This window comes from Methylobacterium brachiatum (assembly GCF_900113845.1).
GTDB classification, from domain to species: domain Bacteria; phylum Pseudomonadota; class Alphaproteobacteria; order Rhizobiales; family Beijerinckiaceae; genus Methylobacterium; species Methylobacterium brachiatum.
On the sequence record NZ_FOQW01000007.1, the window covers coordinates 14,265 to 36,262 of the forward strand.

17 protein-coding genes are annotated in these 21,998 nt (G+C 68.0%); all 17 read right to left on the reverse strand.

Annotation, left to right across the window (positions count from 1 at the left end):
- Positions 1–8 precede the first annotated feature (8 nt).
- The 17 genes from BMZ47_RS09980 to BMZ47_RS10060 all read right to left on the reverse strand — a co-directional run bounded on the left by BMZ47_RS09980 (position 9) and on the right by BMZ47_RS10060 (position 21,894).
- Positions 9–1,568, reverse strand: coding sequence for an AMP-binding protein (locus BMZ47_RS09980; RefSeq protein WP_029357552.1), 1,560 nt, complete (start codon positions 1,566–1,568; stop codon positions 9–11).
- Positions 1,561–2,094 carry a (2Fe-2S)-binding protein gene (locus BMZ47_RS09985; RefSeq protein WP_091861420.1) on the reverse strand — a complete coding sequence of 178 codons (534 nt, stop codon included), beginning with the start codon at positions 2,092–2,094 and terminating at the stop codon, positions 1,561–1,563. The genes BMZ47_RS09980 and BMZ47_RS09985 overlap by 8 nt, the downstream gene beginning before the upstream one ends.
- A complete protein-coding gene (locus tag BMZ47_RS09990; RefSeq protein WP_091861424.1) occupies positions 2,082–2,945 on the reverse strand; it encodes an FAD binding domain-containing protein in 864 nt (287 codons plus the stop codon). The genes BMZ47_RS09985 and BMZ47_RS09990 overlap by 13 nt, the downstream gene beginning before the upstream one ends.
- Positions 2,942–5,917 (reverse strand): xanthine dehydrogenase family protein molybdopterin-binding subunit, encoded by a 2,976-nt coding sequence (locus tag BMZ47_RS09995; protein ID WP_091861427.1) that lies wholly within the window; start codon positions 5,915–5,917, stop codon positions 2,942–2,944. The genes BMZ47_RS09990 and BMZ47_RS09995 overlap by 4 nt, the downstream gene beginning before the upstream one ends.
- 128 nt (positions 5,918–6,045) lie before the next feature.
- Positions 6,046–6,903: a helix-turn-helix transcriptional regulator gene (locus BMZ47_RS10000; RefSeq protein ID WP_029357547.1), complete on the reverse strand. Its 858-nt coding sequence runs from the start codon at positions 6,901–6,903 to the stop codon at positions 6,046–6,048.
- A gap of 60 nt (positions 6,904–6,963) precedes the next feature.
- Positions 6,964–8,355: a sodium:solute symporter family protein gene (locus BMZ47_RS10005; RefSeq protein WP_091861430.1), complete on the reverse strand. Its 1,392-nt coding sequence runs from the start codon at positions 8,353–8,355 to the stop codon at positions 6,964–6,966.
- Positions 8,356–9,104: 749 nt separating this feature from the next.
- A complete protein-coding gene (locus BMZ47_RS10010) occupies positions 9,105–9,956 on the reverse strand; it encodes an alpha/beta hydrolase (protein ID WP_091861433.1) in 852 nt (283 codons plus the stop codon).
- A 175-nt stretch (positions 9,957–10,131) separates the two neighbouring features.
- Positions 10,132–10,977, reverse strand: a complete 846-nt coding sequence (locus BMZ47_RS10015) for an SDR family NAD(P)-dependent oxidoreductase (protein ID WP_091861437.1) — start codon at positions 10,975–10,977, stop codon at positions 10,132–10,134.
- Positions 10,978–11,026: 49 nt separating this feature from the next.
- Positions 11,027–11,848 carry an oxidoreductase gene (locus BMZ47_RS10020; RefSeq protein ID WP_091861439.1) on the reverse strand — a complete coding sequence of 274 codons (822 nt, stop codon included), beginning with the start codon at positions 11,846–11,848 and terminating at the stop codon, positions 11,027–11,029.
- Positions 11,849–12,017: 169 nt separating this feature from the next.
- Complete coding sequence (locus tag BMZ47_RS10025) at positions 12,018–12,389, reverse strand: DoxX family protein (protein WP_091861442.1); 372 nt, start codon at positions 12,387–12,389, stop codon at positions 12,018–12,020.
- A gap of 27 nt (positions 12,390–12,416) precedes the next feature.
- Entirely contained in the window at positions 12,417–13,817 is a 1,401-nt protein-coding gene (locus BMZ47_RS10030; RefSeq protein WP_091861445.1) for an MATE family efflux transporter, read from the reverse strand.
- 77 nt (positions 13,818–13,894) lie between these two features.
- Positions 13,895–15,079 (reverse strand): thiolase family protein, encoded by a 1,185-nt coding sequence (locus BMZ47_RS10035; RefSeq protein WP_091861448.1) that lies wholly within the window; start codon positions 15,077–15,079, stop codon positions 13,895–13,897.
- Between the two features lie 48 nt (positions 15,080–15,127).
- Positions 15,128–15,676 (reverse strand): PaaI family thioesterase, encoded by a 549-nt coding sequence (locus BMZ47_RS10040; RefSeq protein WP_091861451.1) that lies wholly within the window; start codon positions 15,674–15,676, stop codon positions 15,128–15,130.
- A gap of 90 nt (positions 15,677–15,766) precedes the next feature.
- Positions 15,767–16,738, reverse strand: coding sequence for a Vgb family protein (locus tag BMZ47_RS28920; protein WP_244536782.1), 972 nt, complete (start codon positions 16,736–16,738; stop codon positions 15,767–15,769).
- 170 nt (positions 16,739–16,908) lie between these two features.
- Positions 16,909–17,451 (reverse strand): TetR family transcriptional regulator, encoded by a 543-nt coding sequence (locus BMZ47_RS10050; protein ID WP_091861454.1) that lies wholly within the window; start codon positions 17,449–17,451, stop codon positions 16,909–16,911.
- 238 nt (positions 17,452–17,689) lie between these two features.
- Positions 17,690–20,803, reverse strand: coding sequence for an efflux RND transporter permease subunit (locus BMZ47_RS10055; protein WP_091861457.1), 3,114 nt, complete (start codon positions 20,801–20,803; stop codon positions 17,690–17,692).
- Positions 20,800–21,894, reverse strand: a complete 1,095-nt coding sequence (locus BMZ47_RS10060; RefSeq protein WP_091861460.1) for an efflux RND transporter periplasmic adaptor subunit — start codon at positions 21,892–21,894, stop codon at positions 20,800–20,802. The genes BMZ47_RS10055 and BMZ47_RS10060 overlap by 4 nt, the downstream gene beginning before the upstream one ends.
- Positions 21,895–21,998: the final 104 nt, after the last annotated feature.

The following is a 21,998-nucleotide window of genomic DNA, read 5'->3' on the forward strand; positions in this document are numbered from 1 at the left end:
GGGGGGTGTCAGGCGGCCTCGTGGCCTTCGGCGCGGGGCTCGGCCTCGCCCTCGGGCACGTACTCGCCGGCCACGAGCTGACGGCGCAGCAGCTTGCCGACCGGCGATTTCGGGATCTCGTCCACGAAGACGTAGCGGCGCGGCAGCTTGTGACTCGGCAGGCCGCCCGCACGGCAATGGGCGTCGAGCGCCGCTTCGTCGGTGCTGCCGCTCCGCTTGATGAAGGCCGCCACGATCCGGCCCCAGCGCTCGTCGGGCAGGCCCACGACGGCGACCTCGGACACGGCCGGATGCAGGGACAGGCGACTCTCGATCTCGACGGGCGAGACGTTCTCGCCCCCGGTGATGATCATGTCGTCGACCCGGCCGGTGACGTAGAGGTCGCCATCGGCGTCGGCGAAGCCGGTGTCGCCGGTGAAGTACCAGCCGTCGCGAAAGGCCTTGGCGTCGGCCTCGGGGCGATGCCAGTAGCCCTCGAAGGCTTCGTCGCCCTTGGCGATGACGGCGATCTCGCCCTCCTCGCCCGGCGCGGCGGTCCGGTCCGGGTCGCCCCCCATGGGCACGACGCGCACCATGGTGTTGAGGCCCGCCCGCCCGGCCGAGCCGGGTTTCACCGCCGCCTCGTGGTTGATCGTGAAGGTGTAGACCTCCGACGAGCCGTAATGGTTGACGAACAGGTCCGGCCGGAACGCCTCGGTCAGGCGGGCGAGCAGGCCGTCCGTCATTGGCGCCCCGGCGAAGCCGAGCTTGCGCACGGAGGTCGTGTCGGTCGCCGGGAAATCCCGGTGGTGCACGAGGTCGTGATAGAGGGTCGGCACGAGGTAGAGGTTGGTGATCCGCTCGGCCGCGATCAGCCGCAGCGCCCCGGCCACGTCGAAGCGCGGCAGGCAGACGAAGGTCCCGCCGATCAGCGACATGGCAAGGAGCGAGCGCACGCCCATCGTGTGGTAGAGCGGCATGACGCCGAGCGTCCGCTCGCCACGCCCGTAGAGGTTCTGCGCCACGTGGGCGAGCGCCGCCGCCCGCTCCGCCCGGTGTCGCCGTGGCACCCCCTTGGGCTTGGCGGTGGTGCCGGAGGTGTAGAGCATCAGCGAGATCGCTTCCGCGTCGACCCGGGGCGTCGCCGGGGGGCCTTCGGTGGCGGTGAGGTCGGCGAAGGCGGTCTCGCCGGGGCCGGGTGGCGTGCCGACGGCGATGCGCGGGATCCGCTGCGACGCCGCGCTATCCCGCAGGCTCCCGGTCGAGACCGGTTCGTAGGCGATGGCGCGGGCTTGCGCGTTCTCGATCGCGAAATCGATCTCCTCGGCCTTGGCCCGCCAGTTGATCGGCGTGATCACGATACCCGCGAACTGGCAGGCCCAGTGCAGGGTCGCCGCCTCGTGCCGGTTCTGAAGGACCGTGACGAGGTGGTCGCCGGGCTTCAGCCCGAGCCGGTCGAGCCCCGCGACGGTCGCGGAGATCACCGCGAACCACTCCGTGTAGGTCAGCCGGGTCTCCCCGTCGACGAGGGCCAGGGCGCGGGGATCGCGGGAGACGCTCGCAAGGAAGCTGGTGCCGAGATCAAGCATGGGCGGCCTCCGGGGATGACGGGGCCGGGATGTCGCCCCTGAGTTCCGCAGCCGCCTCCAGGGCGGCCTCGATGATCGGCGCGTAGCCGGTGCAGCGGCAGAGATGGCCGCCGATCACTTCCGTGATCTCCCGGCGCGACGGGTTCGGCCGCAGCACGAGATAGGCATCGAGCGACATCAGGATGCCGGCGGTGCAGAAGCCGCATTGCAGGGCGTGCCGCCGCCGGAAGGCCGCCTGCAGCACTCCGAGCCGGCCGAGCTCGGGAGCCAGACCCTCGACGGTCCGCACGGCGCAACCCTCGACCCCCACGGCCAGCGTCAGGCAGGCCCGGGCGGGCACCCCGTCGATGGACACCGTGCAGGCGCCGCAGACGCCGTGCTCGCATCCGACATGCGTGCCCGTGGCCCCGAGCCCGTGGCGCAGGGCGTCGGTCAGCAGGGTGCGGGTCTCGACCTCGACCGTGGTCTCGCGCCCGTTGAGGGTGAAGGTCACCGTGTGACGGCCCTTCGCGTCTAGCTGTGGCATGGCACGGCCTCCTGATGGGTGTCGCCTCTTGCGGCCCTGGCCGCTTCCTCCAGCACCCGGCGGCCGAGACTCCGCACGAGGTCGCGGCGGTAGCGGGCGGTGCCGTGGAGATCGTCCCCCGCGCCGAGGTCCCAGGCGAAGGCGTTGAGGGCATCGTCCAGCGCCGAGCCGGCGAGATGGGGGAAGTCACGGGCGGTGGGCCGGTCGGCGACGCCGCCGACGGCGAGCCGCATCCGGGTGCCGTCCACGACCGCCGCGCAGGCGACGATGGCGTAGTCGCCGTGCCGACGCCCCACCTCGGCGAAGGCGGTGCCGGCGCCCTCCCGGCGGAGGGGATAGGCGATGGCCTCGATCATCTCATCGTCGGCCCGGTCGGTGACCATCATGCCGGTGAAGAAGTCCTCGGCCGCCACGCGCCGGACTTTCCGGCGGCTGCGCAGGTGAATCTCGCCCTGCAGCGCCACGAGGCAGAGGGGGATTTCCGCGCTCGGGTCGGCATGGGCGACGGAGCCGCACAGCGTCCCCCGTGCCCGGGTCTGGATGTGCCCGACCCACGGCAGGGCGGCGGCCAGCAGCGGCAGGTCCCGGGCGAGCCCCGGCCGGTCGAGCAGGATCGCCTGCCGCACGCCCGCCGGGATGACGAGAGCCCCCTTGTCGAGACGGGGCTCTTTGAGAGCGGGAATGCGCATCACGTCGACGAGCACGGCGGGCTTCGTCAGCCGCATGTTGAGCATCGGCATCAGGGACTGGCCGCCCGCGATGATCCGAGCCTCGGGGCCGTGCTGGCGCAGGGCTTCCAAGGCGTGGTCCAGAGACGTCGCGCGCAGATAGGCGAAGGGCGCGGGCTTCATGCGGACACTCCCAGGCGTGCGAGGAGCCGTCGCAGGGCGGCCGGGAGGCGGAGCCTGCGCTCGCCGGACCCGCCGGCTCGCCGAGCCAGGGCGGTGAAGAATCCGCCGATGATCACCCGCGCGGCCCCGTCGAGGAGGCGCCCGCCCACCGCCGCGACCTTGCCGCCCACCGCCGCCTCGTAGACGTAGGCGATCCGCGTCCCCCCGGCGCCGTCGGGCTCCAGGGTCAGGCGGCCGGTTCCACCGCCGCTGCCGAGGCCACCCGTCACCGTGCCGGTGAGCGTCACCGCCCGGGGCTCATCGAGATCGCTGAGGGTGACCTCGGCCTTGTAGCGGCCCTTCACCGGGCCGACGCCGAGGGTGACGTCGGCCTGGAACCGTGTGCCGGAGAGCTTCCGCACCCCGTGCGAACCGGGGATGACGGAGGCGAGCACGTCCGGGTCGAGGAGCATCGCCCAGACCGTCTCCGGCGGAGCCGTGACGGTGGCCGAGCCCTCCCCACGCAAGGTGCGGTCGCCCGTCTTCGTGGCGGGCTTCGGGGCAGAGTGGCCGGCGGGGGGCGCTCGTTCCTCCCCGCCCGCCGCGAGGGCAGCGAGCTTGGCGGGGGTCAGGGGCAGGTCGATGGCCTCAAGCCCGAGGGCGTCGGCCACCGCGTTGGCGAGGCAGACCGGAGTCGACATGCAGTTGCCCTCGCCGACTCCCTTGGCGCCGAGCGGCGTGAAGGGCGACGGACTCTCGACGTGCAGGATGCGTAGATCCGGCACCTCGGTCGCGGTGGGCAGCAGGTAATCGGCGAAGGTTCCGGACAGGAAGGCGCCATCGTCGCCGTAGGAGAGTTCCTCGAAGACCGCCGCGCCGAGCGCCTGCGCGAAGCCGCCGCGCACCTGCCCCTCGACCATGCCCGGGTGCAGGATGCGCCCGCAATCGTGCATCGAGACGTAGCGATCGATGATGATCTTGCCGGTGACCCGGTCGATCTCCAGGCCGCAGATGTCGAAGATGAAGCCGTGGCAGAGGGAGGAGTTGATGTGGTCCTCGGCGTCCGGCGCCGTCAGTTCCGGGGGTGTCCAGAACACCGTCTCGCGGATCACCGCGCCGAGATCCTCGGGCACGAGGCCCGGCGACCAGTGGCTCGTGGCGGCCACCCGCGCGAAGGGCAGGCCCGCATCCGGGTTCAATCGCGAGGCGATGCGACCGCCCGCGAAGAGCAAATCCTCGGGACGCAGGTTCAGCTGCGCCGCCGCGATCCGCGCGAGCCTGTCGCGCAGGCGGGTGGCGGCGAGGTGCGCGACCCCCGCCACGGCGGCGGCGAAGCGGCTCGCGTAGTTCCCCGAGGCGATGGACCACGCATCCTTGGCGGTGTCGAGGTCGGCCGTGACCCGGACCTGCTCCATCGGGAGGCCGAGCACGTCGGCCACCACCTGGGCGAGCACCGTCCGGTGCCCCTGGCCCTGCGGCACCGAGGCGACCTGCACCGTCACCGAGCCGACGGGATCGAGGGTGATGGTGGCGGTCGATTGCGCGCCGTTCTTGGGCCCGGCCTTGGCGCGTTCCTCCGCCGTCAGCACGGTGGTGATGTAGCCCATGTTGGAGACGCTGGGCTCGACCGCCGCCGTGAGGCCGATCCCATAGAGGCGGCCCTCGGCGCGGGCGGCGTCCCGCCGCCGCTTCAGCTCATCGAGCCCGCCGTCCCGGGCGGCTTCATCGAGGGCGCGCTGGTAATCGCCGGAATCGTAGAGGGCGCCGGTCGCGGTGCGATAGGGAAAGGCGTCGGCCGGAATCAGATTCCGGCGGATCACCGCGAAGGGATCGAGGCCCAGCGTCAGCGCGATGCGCTGCATCAGCCGTTCGAGCGGATAGTACACCTGCGGCCCGCCGAAGCCGCGCACGAGGCCGGTCGGCGTCTTGTTGGTCAGCACCACCCGGTTGCGCACGGCGACGTTGCGGATGGCGTAGGCGCCGGTGAGGTTGCCGTGCATCCGGTAGAGCGTGGCGGGTTCGGGCGCCCGCAGGTAGGCGCCGCAATCCTCGACCTGATCCCAGTCGAGCGCGGTGACGCGCCCATCCGCGTCGAAGGCGGCCCGGAGGGTCGTGACCCGGTTCGTGGCGGAGACGGAGGCCGAGAGGTGCTCCAGCCGGTCCTCGATCCACTTCACCGGCTGGCCCACGAGGCGCGCCGTGGCGGCGATCAGCACGGCGTAGGGTGCGACGCCCTGCTTCACTCCGAAGCTGCCGCCGGAATCGGGGGGCGTGCGCAGGCGCAGGCGGTTGCCCGGCACCTTCAGCGCCCGGGCCACCACCGCGTGGATGCTGAACGGCCCCTGGAAGTTCGCCAGCACGTCGTAGGAATCGTCGGTGGGATCGTAGGAGGCGACGACGCCGTAGGTCTCCATCGGCGAGCCGGTGTTGCGCGGGTAGCGCACGGTCACGGACAGGCTGTGCGGGCTGTCCGCGAAGGCCGCCTCGGGGTCGCCGTAGCGGAAGCGGCGGTCGCTGACGCAATTGGCGCCGACGCCCTCGTGCAGGATCTCGCTGTCGGGGGCGAGGGCCGACAGCGGGTCGACCACCGCCGGGCGGACCCGGTACTGCACCTCGATCAGGTCGCAGCCATCCTCCGCGAGGTAGCGGTCGCGGGCGACGACGATGGCGACGGGCTCGCCGACATAACGCACCCGGTCCACCGCGATGGCGCGGGCATCGACGGCCGCCCGCAAGGCCGGGACGAGGCCGGTCGTGACGGCGTCGAGGTCCCGGCCCGTGACCACGGCGGTGACGCCGGGCAGCGCCTTGGCCACCTGGACGTCGATGCCAAGGATGTCCGCATGGGCGTGGGGCGAGCGCAGGATTGCCGCGTGCAGCGTGCCGGGCCGCGTGCCGAGGTCGTCGATGTAGCGGCCGAGCCCGGAGAGCAGGGCGGCGTCCTCGACGCGCTCCACGGACCGTCCGACATAGCTCGATGACACGATGCCCAAGCCGTTTCCTCCGCCGGACCTCTCGATGGGGTCCGTATCTCGGGGAGAATGGCGGCTCCGTGTGGGTGCGGCGATGCCGAGGCGTCTCGCGACTTACCGAAACGTCTCATTCTTTGATGACGGCGCCGTCAGGCAGCGGGCTGCCCGCCCCGCCGGACGATACCGCGGAAGATGCTCGGGGGTACGCTGACGTGGTCCCGGAAGAAGCGCGAGAAATGTGCGGGCGCGGCGAAGCCGAGGCGCATGCCGATCGCGGTGATGGGCTCCTCGCTACTCACGATGGCCTCGACGGCCTGCTCGATCCGGATCGCATTCAGGAAGACATGCGGCGGGGCCCCGGTGGATTGCTCGAACAGGCGGTAGAACTGGGCGCGGGAGAGGCCCGCCTCGCGTGCCAGCGCCTCGGTGCCCAGCATGGCGCCGGGCTCCGCCCGCACCCGCGCGATGGTGCGTCGGATGCGCCAGTCGCCAGCGTTGCGCCGGGCGGCGGCGCGGAGGGAGAGGGGCTCCTCGCGCCAGGCCGTGAACCGCTCGATCACGGCGACCATCAGGTTCGACAGCAACTCGTCCTGGATGTGGGAGGAAAGCGGCGCGTAGACCATCTCGGCGGCGAGGTCGTGGGCGAGCCGGCGAATCGTTGGTGTGACGGCGCCCGACGGTTGTCCGAAGAAACCGGGCGCCCCGCTCGCAGCCCAATTCCGCCGGAACGCGCCGAGCCAGTCGGGCTCGATGTACAGAGCCAGGATCATCGCCTTGGCCCGCTGGGGATCGTGCAGGTAGGCGTGGGTCTCCCAGGCGTTGATCAGGACAGCCTGATCGTCGGTGAGCGCGACAACCTGATCGCCGACGAGGAACTGCGTGTCGTCTCCCTCGACCTTCAGGAGCACATGGCAATGCGGGTGCGCGTGACGGACGAGGCTGCGGTCCATGTCGAGGAGCGCGACGCGGCCGAAGGCGCCATGGGCGATCTCAAGAGCCTCGGACATCTGCACTATTTAGCATGGTCCGCGGGTGGCAGCTAGATCGCCGCCGGGCCCACCGTCCCGTCAGGGCGCCGCAACCGGTTCGTTCCGGAGCGTGGTCCTCTTGCGGAGTTCGGCGGTACCCATCACCGCCAGGGGAATGACGAGGGCCACATACGCGTTGTCGATTCCCCCGGGATCGCCGGCGAGGAACCAGCCGATCGTCACGACGAGGGAAACCAGGATGCTGACGACGGCGGCCCGCGGGGTGCCGAAGCGCGGAGCGTAGAAGGCAAAGACGACCAGGACCGCCAGCGTCGCCCGCAGGGATTTCGCGAGGAAGGTCACCTTCAGGATATCCGGCGCGAAGATCGCCAGGGGAATCGGGATCAGACCCACGAGCACCGTCATGCTGCGGACGAACCGCAGGGACGATCTCCCATCCTCGCTCAGACGGCGGGGATGATAGAAATCCTTGAACAGCAGGGTGGCGGCGCCGATGCTGAGGGCCGAGATCGTGCCGAACAGGGACCCCGCCAATCCCGCCACCACGATGGCGGCCAGTAGATCGTCCATCCGGGCGATCAGGCCCGGCAAAGCCTGGATCGCGGGGATTCCCGGCAGCAGCGCCGCCGCGCAGACACCGACCAGGGCGGCGCCGATGCCGAACGGCACGAGCAGGAAGGCACAATAAAAGCTGGCCTGCCTCGCCGTGCGCCCGTCCTGCACGGTATTGATGGCCTGGATTACGTATTGCGTCGAGAAGACCGCGCCGATGCCGGCGACCATCCACGCGAAGATCTGCGACCAGCCGACCGTATCGACCGCGAACATCGCTTCGGGCACGCGGACCCGCAGGTTCGCGAGGCCGCCGACCTGAGACAATCCGAAGGCGACGGCCGCGAGGATGCCAAGATACTTCACGACGGCATGGAGGACATTCGTGTAGATGACCGAGCGCATCCCCCCGACACTGACATAGAGCGTCGCGACGATACCCGTGATGACGATGGCACTGGTCCGATCGACGTTAAGGAGGCCTGCCAGGATCGTACCGCCGCCCGCATAGGTCGAGACTGCGACGATCTGAAGAGCGAAGATCATGATGATTGAGGTCGCGAGCTTGGTCGGACGACCGTAGGCCTTATTCAACGCCCCGGAGATCGTATTCTCGCCGAGTTCCTTGAAGCGGGGCGCGAGCAGGATGGCGTAAAGAACGAATCCGACGGCGAGGGCGAAGACGTTCCAGGCTGCCGACACGCCGACTCTGTAGGCCGTCTGTGTGGTACCGACGCTCGTCGCAGTCCCGATGAATTCCGACATCAGCAGAAAGCCGATCAGGAACGCCGGATAGCGCGTGCCGCCGGAGGTAAAGCTTCCCGCGCTCCTCGCATGGCGTCGCACAGAGAAACTGATTAGCCCCATCGCCGCCATGTAGGCCAGGGTCAGGGAGAGAACGATCCAGTTTGGCTGCATGGGTGCGGCCTAACGGCGATGCCGTAGCGCCTGAGCGCCAAGGGACCCCAGCATGTTTCCTCCGAAATCATTCGGGGCCGCAGCTTTCCTCGCAGGAACGAGAAGCAACGGCCATTGCGGGAAAAATTAGATTTTGAAGAGGAAGCGGACAAATATTCTGATTTGATCGGCGCCATCAGATTATCTGATTCAGCACTATAATTAATATAAAACGCATCTTTCTAGCCTAAAAAGCTAACATAGTCTCAGTGACCCATGTCTACCATCTCGGGCGGAGTTGGCGCATCCCGATAGCGGTCTTTCGCGGCAGTTGAGCAAAATCAGCTTAGCTTGGGACACGAAAGGGCGTAGGCCGTTGGTGACGGCACGAGGGCGAGGCTGACCTCAACGATGGTGTCGTCAAAGGTCCACCGGGGGATTGTGCGCCTCGGAGCTTAATTCGTGAAGGCACCTGCGAAGCCTCCCTACGGCGATGCACCGTCGGATACATCGACAACCAGGCCATCGCTCAGCTGCCGATAGAACGTCTGCTTTCAGGTTGCTGCCCGGTTCGGCTGAGTGGCAGCAATGGGCGCGAAGCCGAACGTCCGGTTTTGCCGCCGATGGTAATCCGGCATGACGTAGTCTGGCCGAAAGCCGTCTGTCCGCTTCGGAAAAGGTCCGCGGGAAGAGCGGACGGCCTGCTGCCGACCCAACGCAGTCGTTCGCGGGCGGCCTGGCCGAATTCAAAAGCAGACAATGGACTACAATCACATGAATTTTGCCTTGAGCCATTTCTCAAGACGGACCGCCGATGCCCTCCATCGAGGTCCCGACATGACCATGTGGCCGAGCCCCGGTACGAGTTCGGGGAGGCATCCGTAGTACAGACCGGTCCGCCAGACCTCGTCGATGGGGACGATGGCGTCGTCTGCTGCGCCGAGCACGAAGACCTTAGGCGCGAGCCAAGGAGAGGGGGCGAGCGGCGGCCACCCTTGGAGTTGCAGCTTCAGCTTCGGCGATTCAGGGCCGACGCGTAAGAGAAACCTATCGAGCTCGATGTCAGGCGTATCCGGCGTGAACAGCATCCGCCGTAACAACCCCTTGTCGGCCGGAGGACGGTGTCCTGACGACATCTCCAGCAGGACCGTGAGCATCTGCGGTGACCGAGTGGCCATGCGGAAGGCCGACGGAGCGAGGCCCCAAGGCGGGACCGAAGCCATCAAGGCCATGCCGGCGGCCCGTCCCCCACCCTGAACGAACTTCTGGACGACGGCACCGCCGAGCGAATGGCCGACCAGGACGAGGGCCCCCTCGATCCGCCCGGTCGCCTCGACCAGGTCATCGACGTAGTCGGCCAGCGTCCATTCCCGGATGTGTTCGGAGCCCCAGCTGCGTCCGTGGCCGCGCAGGCTCACCGCATGAGCATTGAACCCAACCTTCGCGAAATAGTCGAGGAAGTGGTCTTCCCACACCCAGGCGCCGACGTTGATGCCGTGGACGAAAAGCAACGATATGGATGGACGGCCAGAAATCGCAGGCCGGGATATGAGTTCGAGGTCCCCCCGTGAATAACTGGGGGAGATCGAGTTCAGCCTGCGAGCCGCCGAGGTGAAAAGCATCTTTTTAAATCGCCCCGGACAAGCGACATTCTCCTGAAGAGCGTCCTCACCCGCCGGATGAGCGAGCGCTGTTATGACTGGTGGAGACGGATACTCCGTCGTCCACCCATTTCACACGCGCCTGCGTCAGGGGCGACGTTGGTCGTCGGACGGCTGTCTGACGAGGCGTCGTGCCTCAGCCTTGGTTCGGAGCGACGTTGTCGCTCTCCTCGGGCGCGCCCCGGGCCTTGCTTATCAAGCGAGCATTGAGCGAGTCCGGCAGCAGGCCCTGGGCCACTTTCAGAAGCTTGTTGTTGGTGCCGACGATGCTCTGGGCGGCGTTCTCCTCAAGGGCATCGACGGCAGCCTTCGCGACATCTTCCGGCTGGTCGATGCCGACCGCATCCAGGAGCCCGCGACGCTCGCCGTGGCCATCGCCGTCGAGGTTGGTCTCCGTCACGCCGGGCACGATGCAGGCCACCCGGACACCGGTGTCACGATTCTCCTCACGGACCGCCTGAGACCACGAGAGCATGAACGCCTTGCTCGCGGCGTACATCGCGATGAAGGGGACGGGATTGTAGGCCGCCGTCGAGCAGACGTTCAGGATGCCGCCATGACCCCGCTCGACCATCGGCGGAAGGAAGCGGAGGGACAGGTCTATGACCGCCCGGATCATCAGGTCGACGGTCAGGAGCGAGATGTCCGTTTCCATGTCTTTGGCGAAGAGCTGCTTACGCGCTATCCCCGCGTCGTTCACCAGCAGGTCGACCTGCCAGCCCCAAGCCTCGACCTGCCGTTGAATCTCCGCCGGCGCGTCGTGCTTCGACAGATCGATGCTGATCTCCCGCACGTCGATGCCCGGGGCCGACTGCCTGAGTTCGGACGCGGCCTTGGCGAGCTTCTCCTCGCCGCGGGCGACGACCACCATTTTCCTGATCCCGCGTGCGGCGAGCTCGAATGCGATTGCGCGACCGATGCCTGAACTGGCGCCCGTGACGAGAGCAGTCGAGCGGGCATAGTCGATGTCTTGCAGTTTCATGTGCTTCCTCGGTTGTAATATTTGCTAATGGTCGGGATGATCCCAGTAGTCATGACGCCGGCGGAAGTTGCATCTCCTTCCTGAGAGCCTTGTCGAAGGCGCTGGCTGGAACGAACCGACGCAGCAAGCTGACCTGCCGGGCCTTGGGTCCCGCGGCGTAGCGGCGCCTGGGTGCCACCGCCGTGGCGGCCTTCACGATCACCTTCGCCACGACCTCCGGTTCGTCAGCCGTCTTCATGACCTCGCTCCAGAACCTGCCTCGTCCGGCACGGTCCGCCGCGTAGATGTCGAGGGACTTGTCCGGCTGGACCAGGTTCTGGTCGAAGGCGGTTTTCGTGAAGGCAGGCTCGACGAGCACGACCCGGATGCCCTGGCCACGGACCTCGTGGTCGAGGGACTCCGAGTAGCCCTCGACCGCGTGCTTGCTGGCGCCGTACAGCGCCATGAACGGGGCCGGTATGAAGCCCTGCACCGAGCTGACGTTGACGATCCGGCCACCCTTCTGGGCGCGCATCAGGGGGAGGACCGCCTGGGTCGTCCGGATCACGCCGAACAGGTTCACGTCGAACATGGCCTGGGCCTGCGCGACCGAGGTCTCCTCGGCCGGGCCGCTGATGCCGAAGCCGGCGTTGTTCACGAGAAGGTCGACGCGACCGGTCTCTCCGAAGACCGTCTCGACCATGTCGGCCACGGACGCCTCGTCGGTGACGTCGCAAACGAGCATCCTGGTCCCGCCGCCCATGTCCGGGGCGGCCTTCCGGCTGGTCCCGAACACCCGGTAGCCCGCAGCCGCCAGGGCTTGCGCGGTCGACAGCCCGATGCCGGAGGCGGCGCCCGTGACGATTGCGGTCTTGATGCTTCCCTGGGCCACGTTGTCCTCCCGTTGAGGCGGCGGGCCGACCGCCGCCCGCGCTAATAGATTAAGTTCATAATCTTTATTATCAAGGCTCGGCGGGCGAAGTTTTCGTCCTGCCGCGACCTTCGAAGCTACTGAGCCGGCGCCATGCCCCTCGGTCGTCACAGGCATTTCTGATCCGGCGTCAGGCGGTGGAAAGCTCGCCTCGCCGAGTGAAGGCCAGGCCGCACAGAAGCGCCAGCAGCACGAGCGCCGGAGCCGCCATGACGGCCGGATCACCGGTACGGAGGTGACTGACGGCACCGGCGGCCATCATGGCGGCCAGGAACAGCGCCCCGTAGGCGACGTAGCGCCGGACCCAGAGCGAGGCCGCTCCGAGTAATTGGGCGATGCCCACGGCGTACATGAACCAGTTTGCGTAGCCGAAGCGTTCGAAGTTCGAGACCTCGAACTCCACCGCCGCGAGCTTCATTCCGCCCGCGACAATGAAGACCGTCGAGAGCAGGAGACGGAGCGCTCGGTCGCCAAGACGTCGCCAATCGAACGTAGCAGGCATCGATGATGTCTCCGCAAGGCAGGGCGTTCAGGGTTTCGACGCAGGCGCGAGAGGCAGCGGACCGAATGATGGTTCACCAATGGCAGCGCGAGGGATCATGCTGCCCGTCGCGAATGCGGCCGCGTTGACGAGACCCATCACGACGAACCCGGCCGACATCGCGAGGAAGATGCCGCTCAACCCGAAGCCGAGCGCCGAGGCGGTCCATGCCCCGCCGAGAGCCACCACCATCCGGAGCAGGCTGGCGGCGACCGGCCAGCCGACACGCCCTGCGCCCTGGGCGGCGAAGTAGAGGGCCAGGCCGGCGCCGAAGAACCCGTAGAACGGACCCACGGCACGCAGGTAGAGGGAGCCCGTGGCGAGCATTGCCGGGTCCTCACCGAACAAGCCGAGCCAAGCCACCGGATGCAGGGCCGCCGCGATCCCGATGCCCTCCGTCAGTACGCCCGCGATGGCCGCACCGGTCATGGCGGCCCGACGCGCGCGGGCGTGGTCGCCGGCCCCCAGCGCCGTGCCGACGATGGCCGCGATGGGCGAGCCGAGACCGAACACGAGGGGCACCAGCAGGTATTCGAGCCGTGCGCCTGTCCCGTAGCCAGCCACGGCGGCAGGCCCGGCCGCCCCGACGAAGGCGGTGGCGGCGATAACCGTGACGTTGGAGGTCACGCTGGCGATGCCCGAGAGCACCCCGATGCGCAGGATCTCCCGCGACGGGGCCCAGGTCAGTCTCGGCAGGCGCCGGCTCGGACGCAGCACGCCGCGGCCTGACCACAGGTAGTATGCGAACACCGCCGTGCCGACCGCGTAGTAGACGGCGAACGCGACGCCCCCACCCCTAATGCCGAGCGCGGGAAAAGGCCCCCAGCCGAAGATCAGCGCGGGCGAGAGTGGGACGAGCACCAGAGCCCCGACGCAGGTGACCAAGGCCGGAAGCCCCATATTGCCGGTGCCACGGATCACCGCCGACAGGGCGTTGAACAACCAGATCAGGACCGCGCAGCCGAGGACGATGCCCGCATAGGTGGTCGCAGCATGGAGCGAACCACCTTCCCCGCCCATGAACGCGTAGAGGGTTGGCCCGAACGGGATCGCGACGAGGCTCGTCGCAATCCCGAGCACTAGGCCGATCGCCGTCGCGTGCCAGGCCAGAAGTCCGGCGTCCGCCTGCCGGCCGGCACCGAGGGTTCGCGAGACCACCGACTGGATCGCGCCGCCCATGCCGCCGGCGGAGAGCATCTGGACCAGCATCACCACCGGGAAGACGAGGGCCATCCCGGCCAGTGCGTCGGTGCCAAGCGTCGACACGAAGTACGTCTCGATCAGCCCGACTGAAGTCTGGACCACCATCACTGTGACGTTGGGTGCGGCCATCCGAGCCAGGGTCGGTACAAGAGGCGCTTCCAACAGGCGGCGTGTGCGTGTGTCCATGGTGGAACTCTCGCGAGATCATGAACCGCAAGCCCAGGCGCGCAGAACGACGGTTTGGCGCCGTCTGGCGCATCGGCTCAGGCCGCCTCGATGGCCAGCGCGATGCCCTGGCCGCCGCCGATGCACAGCGTGACCATCCCGCGCCGGAGGCCATCCCGGCGCAATGAGTGGAGCAGGCGGGTCGTCAGGACCGCGCCGGTCGCGCCGATGGGGTGGCCGTGGGCGATGGCCCCGCCCTCGACGTTGACGATATCCTCGGGCAGGCCGAGCTCCTTCGCGACGGCGAGCGGCACGACCGCGAACGCCTCGTTGATCTCGACCCGGTCGAGGTCTCCGAGCGACCAGCCGGTCCGTTCCAGCGCCTGCCGAACCGCCGGGACAGGTCCGAGACCGAACAGGCCCGGCTCGCAGGCGCCGACGCCGTAGGCGACGAGGCGGCCGAAGGCGTCGAGGCCGTTGGCCTCGGCGAAACCCTTCTCGGCCACGATCATCGCCGCCGCGCCCGAATTGAGGCCCGGCGCATTGCCGGCCGTGATCGTCCCGTCCTTGCGGAAGGCCGCCTTCAGCTTGGCCAGCGTCTCGACGCTCGTCTCGGGACGCGGCGCCTCGTCCCGCGCGAAGGTCTCGGAGCCCTTGCGGCCCTTGACCTCAATGGGCGCGATCTCGGCTTCGAACGCGCCCGCCGCTTGCGCCCTTGCGAACCGAGCCTGAGAGCGGGCCGCCCACGCATCCTGTGCCTCACGGCCAATCTGGGACCGGCTTGCCAAGTCCTCGGTGTGCCAGCCTGAATGCTCGCCCGAGAATGCATCGACGAGGCCGTCATTGAGCATACTGTCGAGGATTTGGGCGTGACCCATCCGATGGCCCCAGCGCCCGCCCTCCATCAGGTACGGCGCCCGGTCCATGTTCTCCATTCCGCCAGCGACCGCGACGTCGTGATGGCCAAGCCAGATCTCGTCGGCCGCTGTCGCGATGGCCTGCGCGCCCGAGCCGCACACGCGGTTGACGGTCAGCGCCGGCACATTGACCGGCACGCCGCCGTTCACTGCAGCCTGCCGGGCCGGGTTCATGCGGTTGCCAGCCTGCACGACGTTGCCCATCGTCACGCTGCAGAGCCGGCCCGCGTCGAGGCCGGCTCGGCGCAGGGTTTCCCGGATAGCCACCGCACCGAGTTCGGTCGCGGCGACATCCTTGAGGCTACCGCCATAGGCGCCTATCGCTGTGCGGACGGGATGGCAGAGAACGATCTGGCGTGACGTCATCGGTGGAATTCGCTCGCATGGACTGTGGGCGTCAAAGCTTCTGCTCGGTCAGCCGGCCGACCCCTGTTTCACGGCGCCGGGCAGATCGAACACGAGACAGGTCGTACTCGCGGTCGCGACGAGGCGGCCGGACTCGTCGCTAAGACGGCCTTCGGCCACGGCTTGCTGCCGCCCGGAGTGGATGACCTGTCCTGAGGCGGTCAGCAGACCGGACCTCCCGGTCGCCGCGCGCATGAAATTCATCTTGAACTCAAGCGTCGTGTAGCCGCGCCCGAACGGCAACGTGGAATGCACGGCACACCCCATGACGCTATCGAGGAGCGTGGCGAGGGACCCGCCATGGACGGACCCCAGCGGGTTGAAGAGATACTCTCCGGCCTGCATGCGCATGCAGGCCGTACCCGGATCGACCGAGACGAACTCGATGCCGAGCAGCTGGATCGCAGGAGGCGGCGGAATCTCCCCCGCCAGCAGCGCGCGTAGGAAGTCGATGCCGGCAAGATCCTGTCCTGCCGCGGCGATGGTGCGTGGATCGGCCCACTCGACCGTCCTGCGCCGTGAAGGTGCATGAGTTTCCGGAGGCACTTCGTCGATCATTGCTGGACCTTCACGGTGAACTATCGAACGTCAGGCATGAAGCTTTGCGCCCGACGCAGCCCCGTTCGACGGAGACAGTCGGGCGACGCGCTATGGCGCATCCATGGAGCGGAGATGGAAGCTCGGCGCCTCGCTGCCGGCCTCGACCGGCTTGGACATCAGGCCCAACTGCCCCTCGGCCACCCAGATCTTGTCACCTGCGACCGTCACGCCGGTCGGCCCGGCGAACTGGTGGATGGGCTCGATCTTGGCGGCGTTGCCGGAGACCGTGACGCGGCTCAGCGCACCGCTGCCCTCGACCATGAGGAACCCGTCCTTGAAGATCCGCAGCCCGTCCGGGAACTTCAGCGGCCTCGTCGTTTCAAGTTGCGTGACTTCACCGGCGACACCCTGGTTCATGGCGATGCGGAACAGCTCGCCGCCCATGAAGGTGTTGACGTAGAGGTTGCCGTCGCCGCCGATGGCGATTCCGTCCAGCCCCTTGGCGAGCACCGGGTTCTCGACGAACACCTCAAATTCCTTGGCACCGGGTTTGAGCCGCAGGATCTGGGGGGCGAAGGTGTTTGTGACGTAGAGCGAGCCGTCGCCGCCGAGGGCCATGTCGTTCGCGAGCGCCTTGGCGCCCGGCAGCCTGACACTCGTCTTCATGACGCCCGTCCCGACGTCAAACGCCTTGATCCACGCCCCTTCCGTGTCCGTTGGCCCCTTCGCTCCCAGGGCCGTGGCGTCGTTCGAGGCGACCCAGAGCACCCCGCGCTTGGGATCCGCCAGCAAACCGAAGGTGGACCGGGTGCCGTGGTCGCCCGGCTTCAGGAACTGCGACGTGACGGCGCCGTCCGCGGCGACCTTGAGTACGCCACCATCCGCGATGCTGCTCACGAACAGGGTTCCGTTCGCGTCTGAGGTCACGCTCTCCGGGAAGCGACTTCCGTCCGGCAACCGCACGCCCGTCGTTCCACCGGCGGCGAAGACGGGTCCGTTAAAAAACGCGATGGCGAGCGACAGTCCCACCGCCGCCGGAAAACGTAAGCCGCGACGCGCCAAGCAAGGTGGGTTCTTCATCGCGCACTCCTCCGGGTAGGTCAGGCGCGCCGGCCAGCCATGCCCATCGGCTTCGGTCAGGAATCGACGCTGTTAAATTATGATAGTAATCTATTGAAGCGCCTGGAACGGGTCAACCGGGATTCGTCTCGGAAGAGGGAGGGCGTCGAAGAATGCTAGCGAGGAATGGTTCAGCCGGTGATGGTGGCGCGCGCAGTCGCGAGCAGTTCGTCGGCCAAGGCCTCGTCGTCGACACCGCGCGCAAGCACCACAGCCCCGACCATGGTCGACAGCGCGATCAAGGAGCGCTGCCTGCGCCGCTCCTTCGAAGACTTGGGAAGTCGGTCCGCGATGAGGCCGGCGAGCCCCTTGACCGCATGGGTGAACCGGGACCGCAGCGCGCTCCCTGGAGGCTCGCGCCCAATATCGTTCACCAGTGCCGCGACGGGACAGCCCCTGCCCGGTGTGCGCACGTGGCCGAGGGACAGGTAGTTCTCGATGAAGGTTTCCAGGTCCGCCCTGTACTCGTTGCCGATGGCGGCGTCGAACGCCTCGGCCGCGAGGGCATCCTTGTTGGCGAACTGACCGTAGAAGCCGCCATGGGTCAGGCCGGCGGCCGCCATGATGTCCACGACGCCGATGCCGTTCAGACCGCGCTCCCGAAACAATGAGGATGCGACCTCCACGACACGCTGGCGGTTGAGCTTGGCTTGCTCCTGCGAAACCCGCGGCATCCTACCGTCCTTCGATGAAACTGAGCTCAATATAGATGCGATCAGTCATGTATTGAAGTCCCTGGTGAGTTTGGACGTGCTGCGCCGTCCGATCCTCCCCAGGCTTCCGGAAGAGGCTGTCGACCGACCTGCGCGAGGGGGCGAAGCGCAGGTCGGCCGATGCACCGCACGCTCGGAGGATAAGCGCGCGATCTCGGGACGTCCCGTCGGCAGGACGTCAATGATGGTCATTCGTGCTTCAGCCCTTGGCCGGCATCGGCATCGTTTCGGCTCGGGCGGCGCCCTGCGCCTCTCGCGGCTCCCGCTTCACCCGGAACCACAGGGCATACAGCGCGGGCAGGAAGAGGAGCGTCAGGATCGTGCCGACCCCGACGCCGCCGATGAGGACGTAGGCAAGCGCCCCCCAGAACACCGAGTGGGTGAGCGGGATGAAGGCGAGCATCGCGGCGGCCGCCGTCAGGATCACCGGACGGGCACGCCGCACCGTCGACTCGACGATGGCGTCGTAGTCCCCCAGGCCCGCCGCCTGGTCGTGGTGGATTTGGTCCACCAGGATCAGCGTGTTGCGCATCAGGATACCCGAGAGCGCGATGAGGCCGAGGATCGCGTTGAACCCGAAAGGCTGGTTGAAGAGCAACAGCGTCGGCGCGGCCCCGACGAGGCCAAGCGGCGCTGTGGCGAGCACCATGAACATGGTGGCGAACGAGCGCACCTGGAGCATGATGACCGTCAGCGTCACGATCAGCATAAGCGGGAACACCGCTGCCAGCGACATCTGCGCCTTCGCGCTCTCCTCGACCGAGCCGGCCGTGTCGATTCGGTAGCCCGGCGGCAGCTTCGCCTTGATCGGGTCCAGCAGGGGGAGGACCTGGAAGTGGACGTCCGGCGGCTGCTTTCCGTCGAGTACGTCGCCCTGCACGCGAATGTATGTCTCGCGGTTGTAGCGCTTGAGCACCGCGTCCTCGTAGCGGGTTTCCAGGCGGGCGACCTGGGAGACCGGCACCTGCCGACCGTCTTTCGTCGCCAGCGTCAGGTCGCCGATGTCACCGAGCGAGCGGCGCTCCGGACCGGGGCTGCGCAGGAGCACGTCCACCGAGCGCAGGTTCTCGCGCACCTGGGTCGCCGGCGTGCCGTTGAGGTAGTTCTGCAATTGCTGGCCGGCCTCCTTGGGTGTCAGGCCGATCAGGCGCAGGCGCTCCTGGTCCAGCGTCAGGTGCAGGGTCGGCGTCTTATCGCCCCAGTCGAGGTGGACCATCCGCATGTTCGGGTTGGTCGCCATCGCTCCGGCGACCTCGGCCGCGATGCGGCGGATGACGTCGAGGTCGGGGCCGACCACCCGGAACGCGACGGGGAAGCGCACCGGCGGCCCGAACACGATCTGCAGCACCCGCACCCGCGCCTCGGGGAAGCGCCCCTCCTCGACGAGCTGGCGGACCTTGACCCGCAACGCGTCACGGGCCTGGGCGTCGGCGGTCTGGACGACGATCTGCGCGAAGGCCGGGTCCGGAAGCTCCGGGTCGAAGGACAGGACGAAGCGCGGCATGCCCTGGCCGATGTAGCTCGTGATCTCCTTGGCCTCCGGCAGGTCGCGTACCGCCGCTTCGACCTTCTTCACGCTGGCCTCGGTGGTGGCGAAGGCCGAGCCTGCCGGCAGGGTCACCTCGACGATGAGTTCGGGTCGTTCCGAGTTCGGGAAGAACTGCTGCTCGACCTTGCCCATGGCCACCACGGCCCCCGCGAAGAGCGCCAGGGTGATGCCCGCCGCCATCCACTTGTAATCGACCGAGAGCCGTACGACTCGCCGCAGGCGCTCGTAGTTCTTCGTGGCGTAGATGGCGTCGTGGCCGCCCTCGACCTTCTTGATGTCGGGCAGGAGCTTGACGCCGAGATAGGGCGTGAAGGTCACGGCCACGATCCACGAGATGAGCAGCGAGAAGGTCACCACCCAGAAGATGTTGCCGGCGTACTCGCCCGCCGTGGAGGCGGCGAAGCCGACCGGCAGGAAGCCCGCGATGGTCACGATGGTGCCGGTGAGCATCGGTGCGGCGGTCGAGCTCCACGCGTAGGTCGCCGCCTCGATGCGGTCGTAGCCCTCCTCCATGCGCACCACCATCATCTCGATGGCGATGATGGCGTCGTCGACGAGCAGGCCCAGCGAGATAATGAGGGCGCCGAGCGTGATGCGGTCGAAGTCGCGACCGGTGAGCATCATCACCACGAACACGGCCGAGAGGGTGAGCGGGACCGCGAGGGCGACCACGATGCCGACCCGGAAGCCCAGCGCCACGAGGCTCACGAAGATCACCACGCCGAGCGCGGTGAAGAACTTCACCATGAACTCGTGGATGGCGTCGTCGATGACCTTCGCCTGGTCGGTGATCTTCGTGAAGGTGATGCCCAGTGGCGTCTCGTGGTGGATCGCCACTTCCTCGGCGTTCAGCGCCTCGCCGAGGGCGAGCCCGTTGAAGCCCGGCTTCATCACGAGGCCGAGCATCAGGGCCTGCTCGCCGTCGTTGCGGATCTCGAAGGTCTTCGGATCCTCATAGCCGCGCTTCACCTGCGCGATGTCGCCGAGCTTGAGGCTGCGGTCGCCGGCCGCCACCGGCAGGTCGCGGATGGCGTCGAGGTTGTCGATGGCGCCGTCGAGGCGCAGGTACACCCGCGGGCCATCGGCCTCCACGAAGCCGGCCGGCGTCACGTCGTTTTGGTTGGCCAAGGCCGCCAGGAGCTGCTGGCCGTTGATGCCGAGCGTCGCGAGGCGCTGGTAGGAGACCTCCACGAAGATCTTCTGGGCCTGCTCGCCGAGGATGTTGATCTTCTCGACACCGGGTACGCGCAGCAGCCGCTGGCGCATGTCCTCCGCCCGGAGCACCAACTGCCGGTGCGGCAGGCCCTTGGCCTGCACGGCGTAGAGGGCGAAGTAGATGTCCGAGAACTCGTCGTTGAACAGCGGCCCCATCACGCCCCGGGGCAGGCTGGAGGCCTGGTCGGAGAGCTTCTTACGGGCCTGGTAGAATTCCGACTGCAGCTTGGCCGGCGGCATCTGGTCCTTGAAGATGACCTTGGTCACCATCAGGCCGGGGCGGACCGTCGTCTCGGCCCGGTCGTAGTAGACGAGTTCCTGCAGCCGCTTCTCCAACGGGTCGGCGACCTGGCGCTGCATTTCCTCGGCGGTCGCCCCCGGCCACGCGGCCGAGACCGTCATGACCTTGACGGTGAAGGCCGGGTCCTCGGCGCGTCCGAGCTTCTCGAAGGCGAAGAAGCCGGCGCCGACGAGCGCGATCAGGAGGAACAGGGTGACGGCGCGCTCGCGTACCGCCAGGGCCGAAAGATTGAAGTGGGACGCGTTCACCGCACGGCTCCCGTCATGCTGGAGGGCGCGAGGCGGACCTTTTGGTCGGGCTTCAACAGATGTGCGCCGAGCGCCACGATCCGGTCGCCCGGATTGAGGCCGCCGACGACGTCAGCGCGTTCCTCGCCCATGCGCGCGACCTTCACGGCCTGTGGCTTCACGGTTTCAGTGGCGGCGTCGTAGCGCCAGACCGATGCGCCGGTCCCCTGGTTGAAGAGGGCTGCGAGCGGCACCTCGACCATGGCGGCGCGAGCCGCCTCCCGGGACTTGAGTTGCAGGGTCACGGTTGCGCCCAGCGGGGCATCCTCGCCGCCGCCGGAAAGGATGTAGCGGGCGCGATAGGTCCGCGTGGCCGGGTCGGCGATGGCCGAAAGTTCGCGCAGTCGGGCCGGGAAGGTCGCCTCGCCCTCGGCGTAGAGCGTCGCCGTGGCATCGCCCTTGGCCAGGGACCGGCTCGCTTCCGGCAAGAAGATCTCCGCTTCCCGTGCGCCGTCCCGCGCCAGCTTCACGATAGTCTGGCCTGCCGCGACCACCTCTCCGGGATAGACAGGGACGTCCATGACCACACCATCCGCGTCGGCCTTGAGCTCTGAATAGCCGGCTTGGTTCTCGATCTGGCTCGCCTGCGCCTCGGCGTTGGCGAACTGGGCGATGGCGGAGTCGGCCGCACCCTTGTTCTGGTCGTAGGTCTGCTTCGAGGTCCAGCCATCGCCCACGAGCTTCCGGCTGCGCTCCTCGTCGGCCTTGGCCTTGATCATCTGCGCGCGCGCCGCCTCGACGGAGGACCGAGCGGCGTTGAGGGCCAGGGTGAAGTCGGTGCGGTCGAGGCGCATTAGGGGCTGACCGAGGCGCACGTGGTCGCCCGGATCGACGAGACGCTCGAAGATCTTGCCGCCGACGCGGAAGCCGAGGTTGCTCTCGGTCCTTGCGCGGATGACGCCGGTGTAGCGCGATACCCCGCCGACTCCCGGAGCGACCTCGGCGACCTGCACCAGCGGAGGCTCCGGCGTCACGGCTGTCTCGGCCGGCGAGCAGGCCGAGACAGCCGTGACCACAACGCTGGTCAGACCGAAAACCCACCTCGCATCCATAGCCAGCTCCCCGTCGGCAAGATGCCGGTTTGAAATTAAGAACATCATCTATTATGGTCGCCATCTATCGTCAATGGCCTCCACTCCCGCCGATCGTCGGCTCC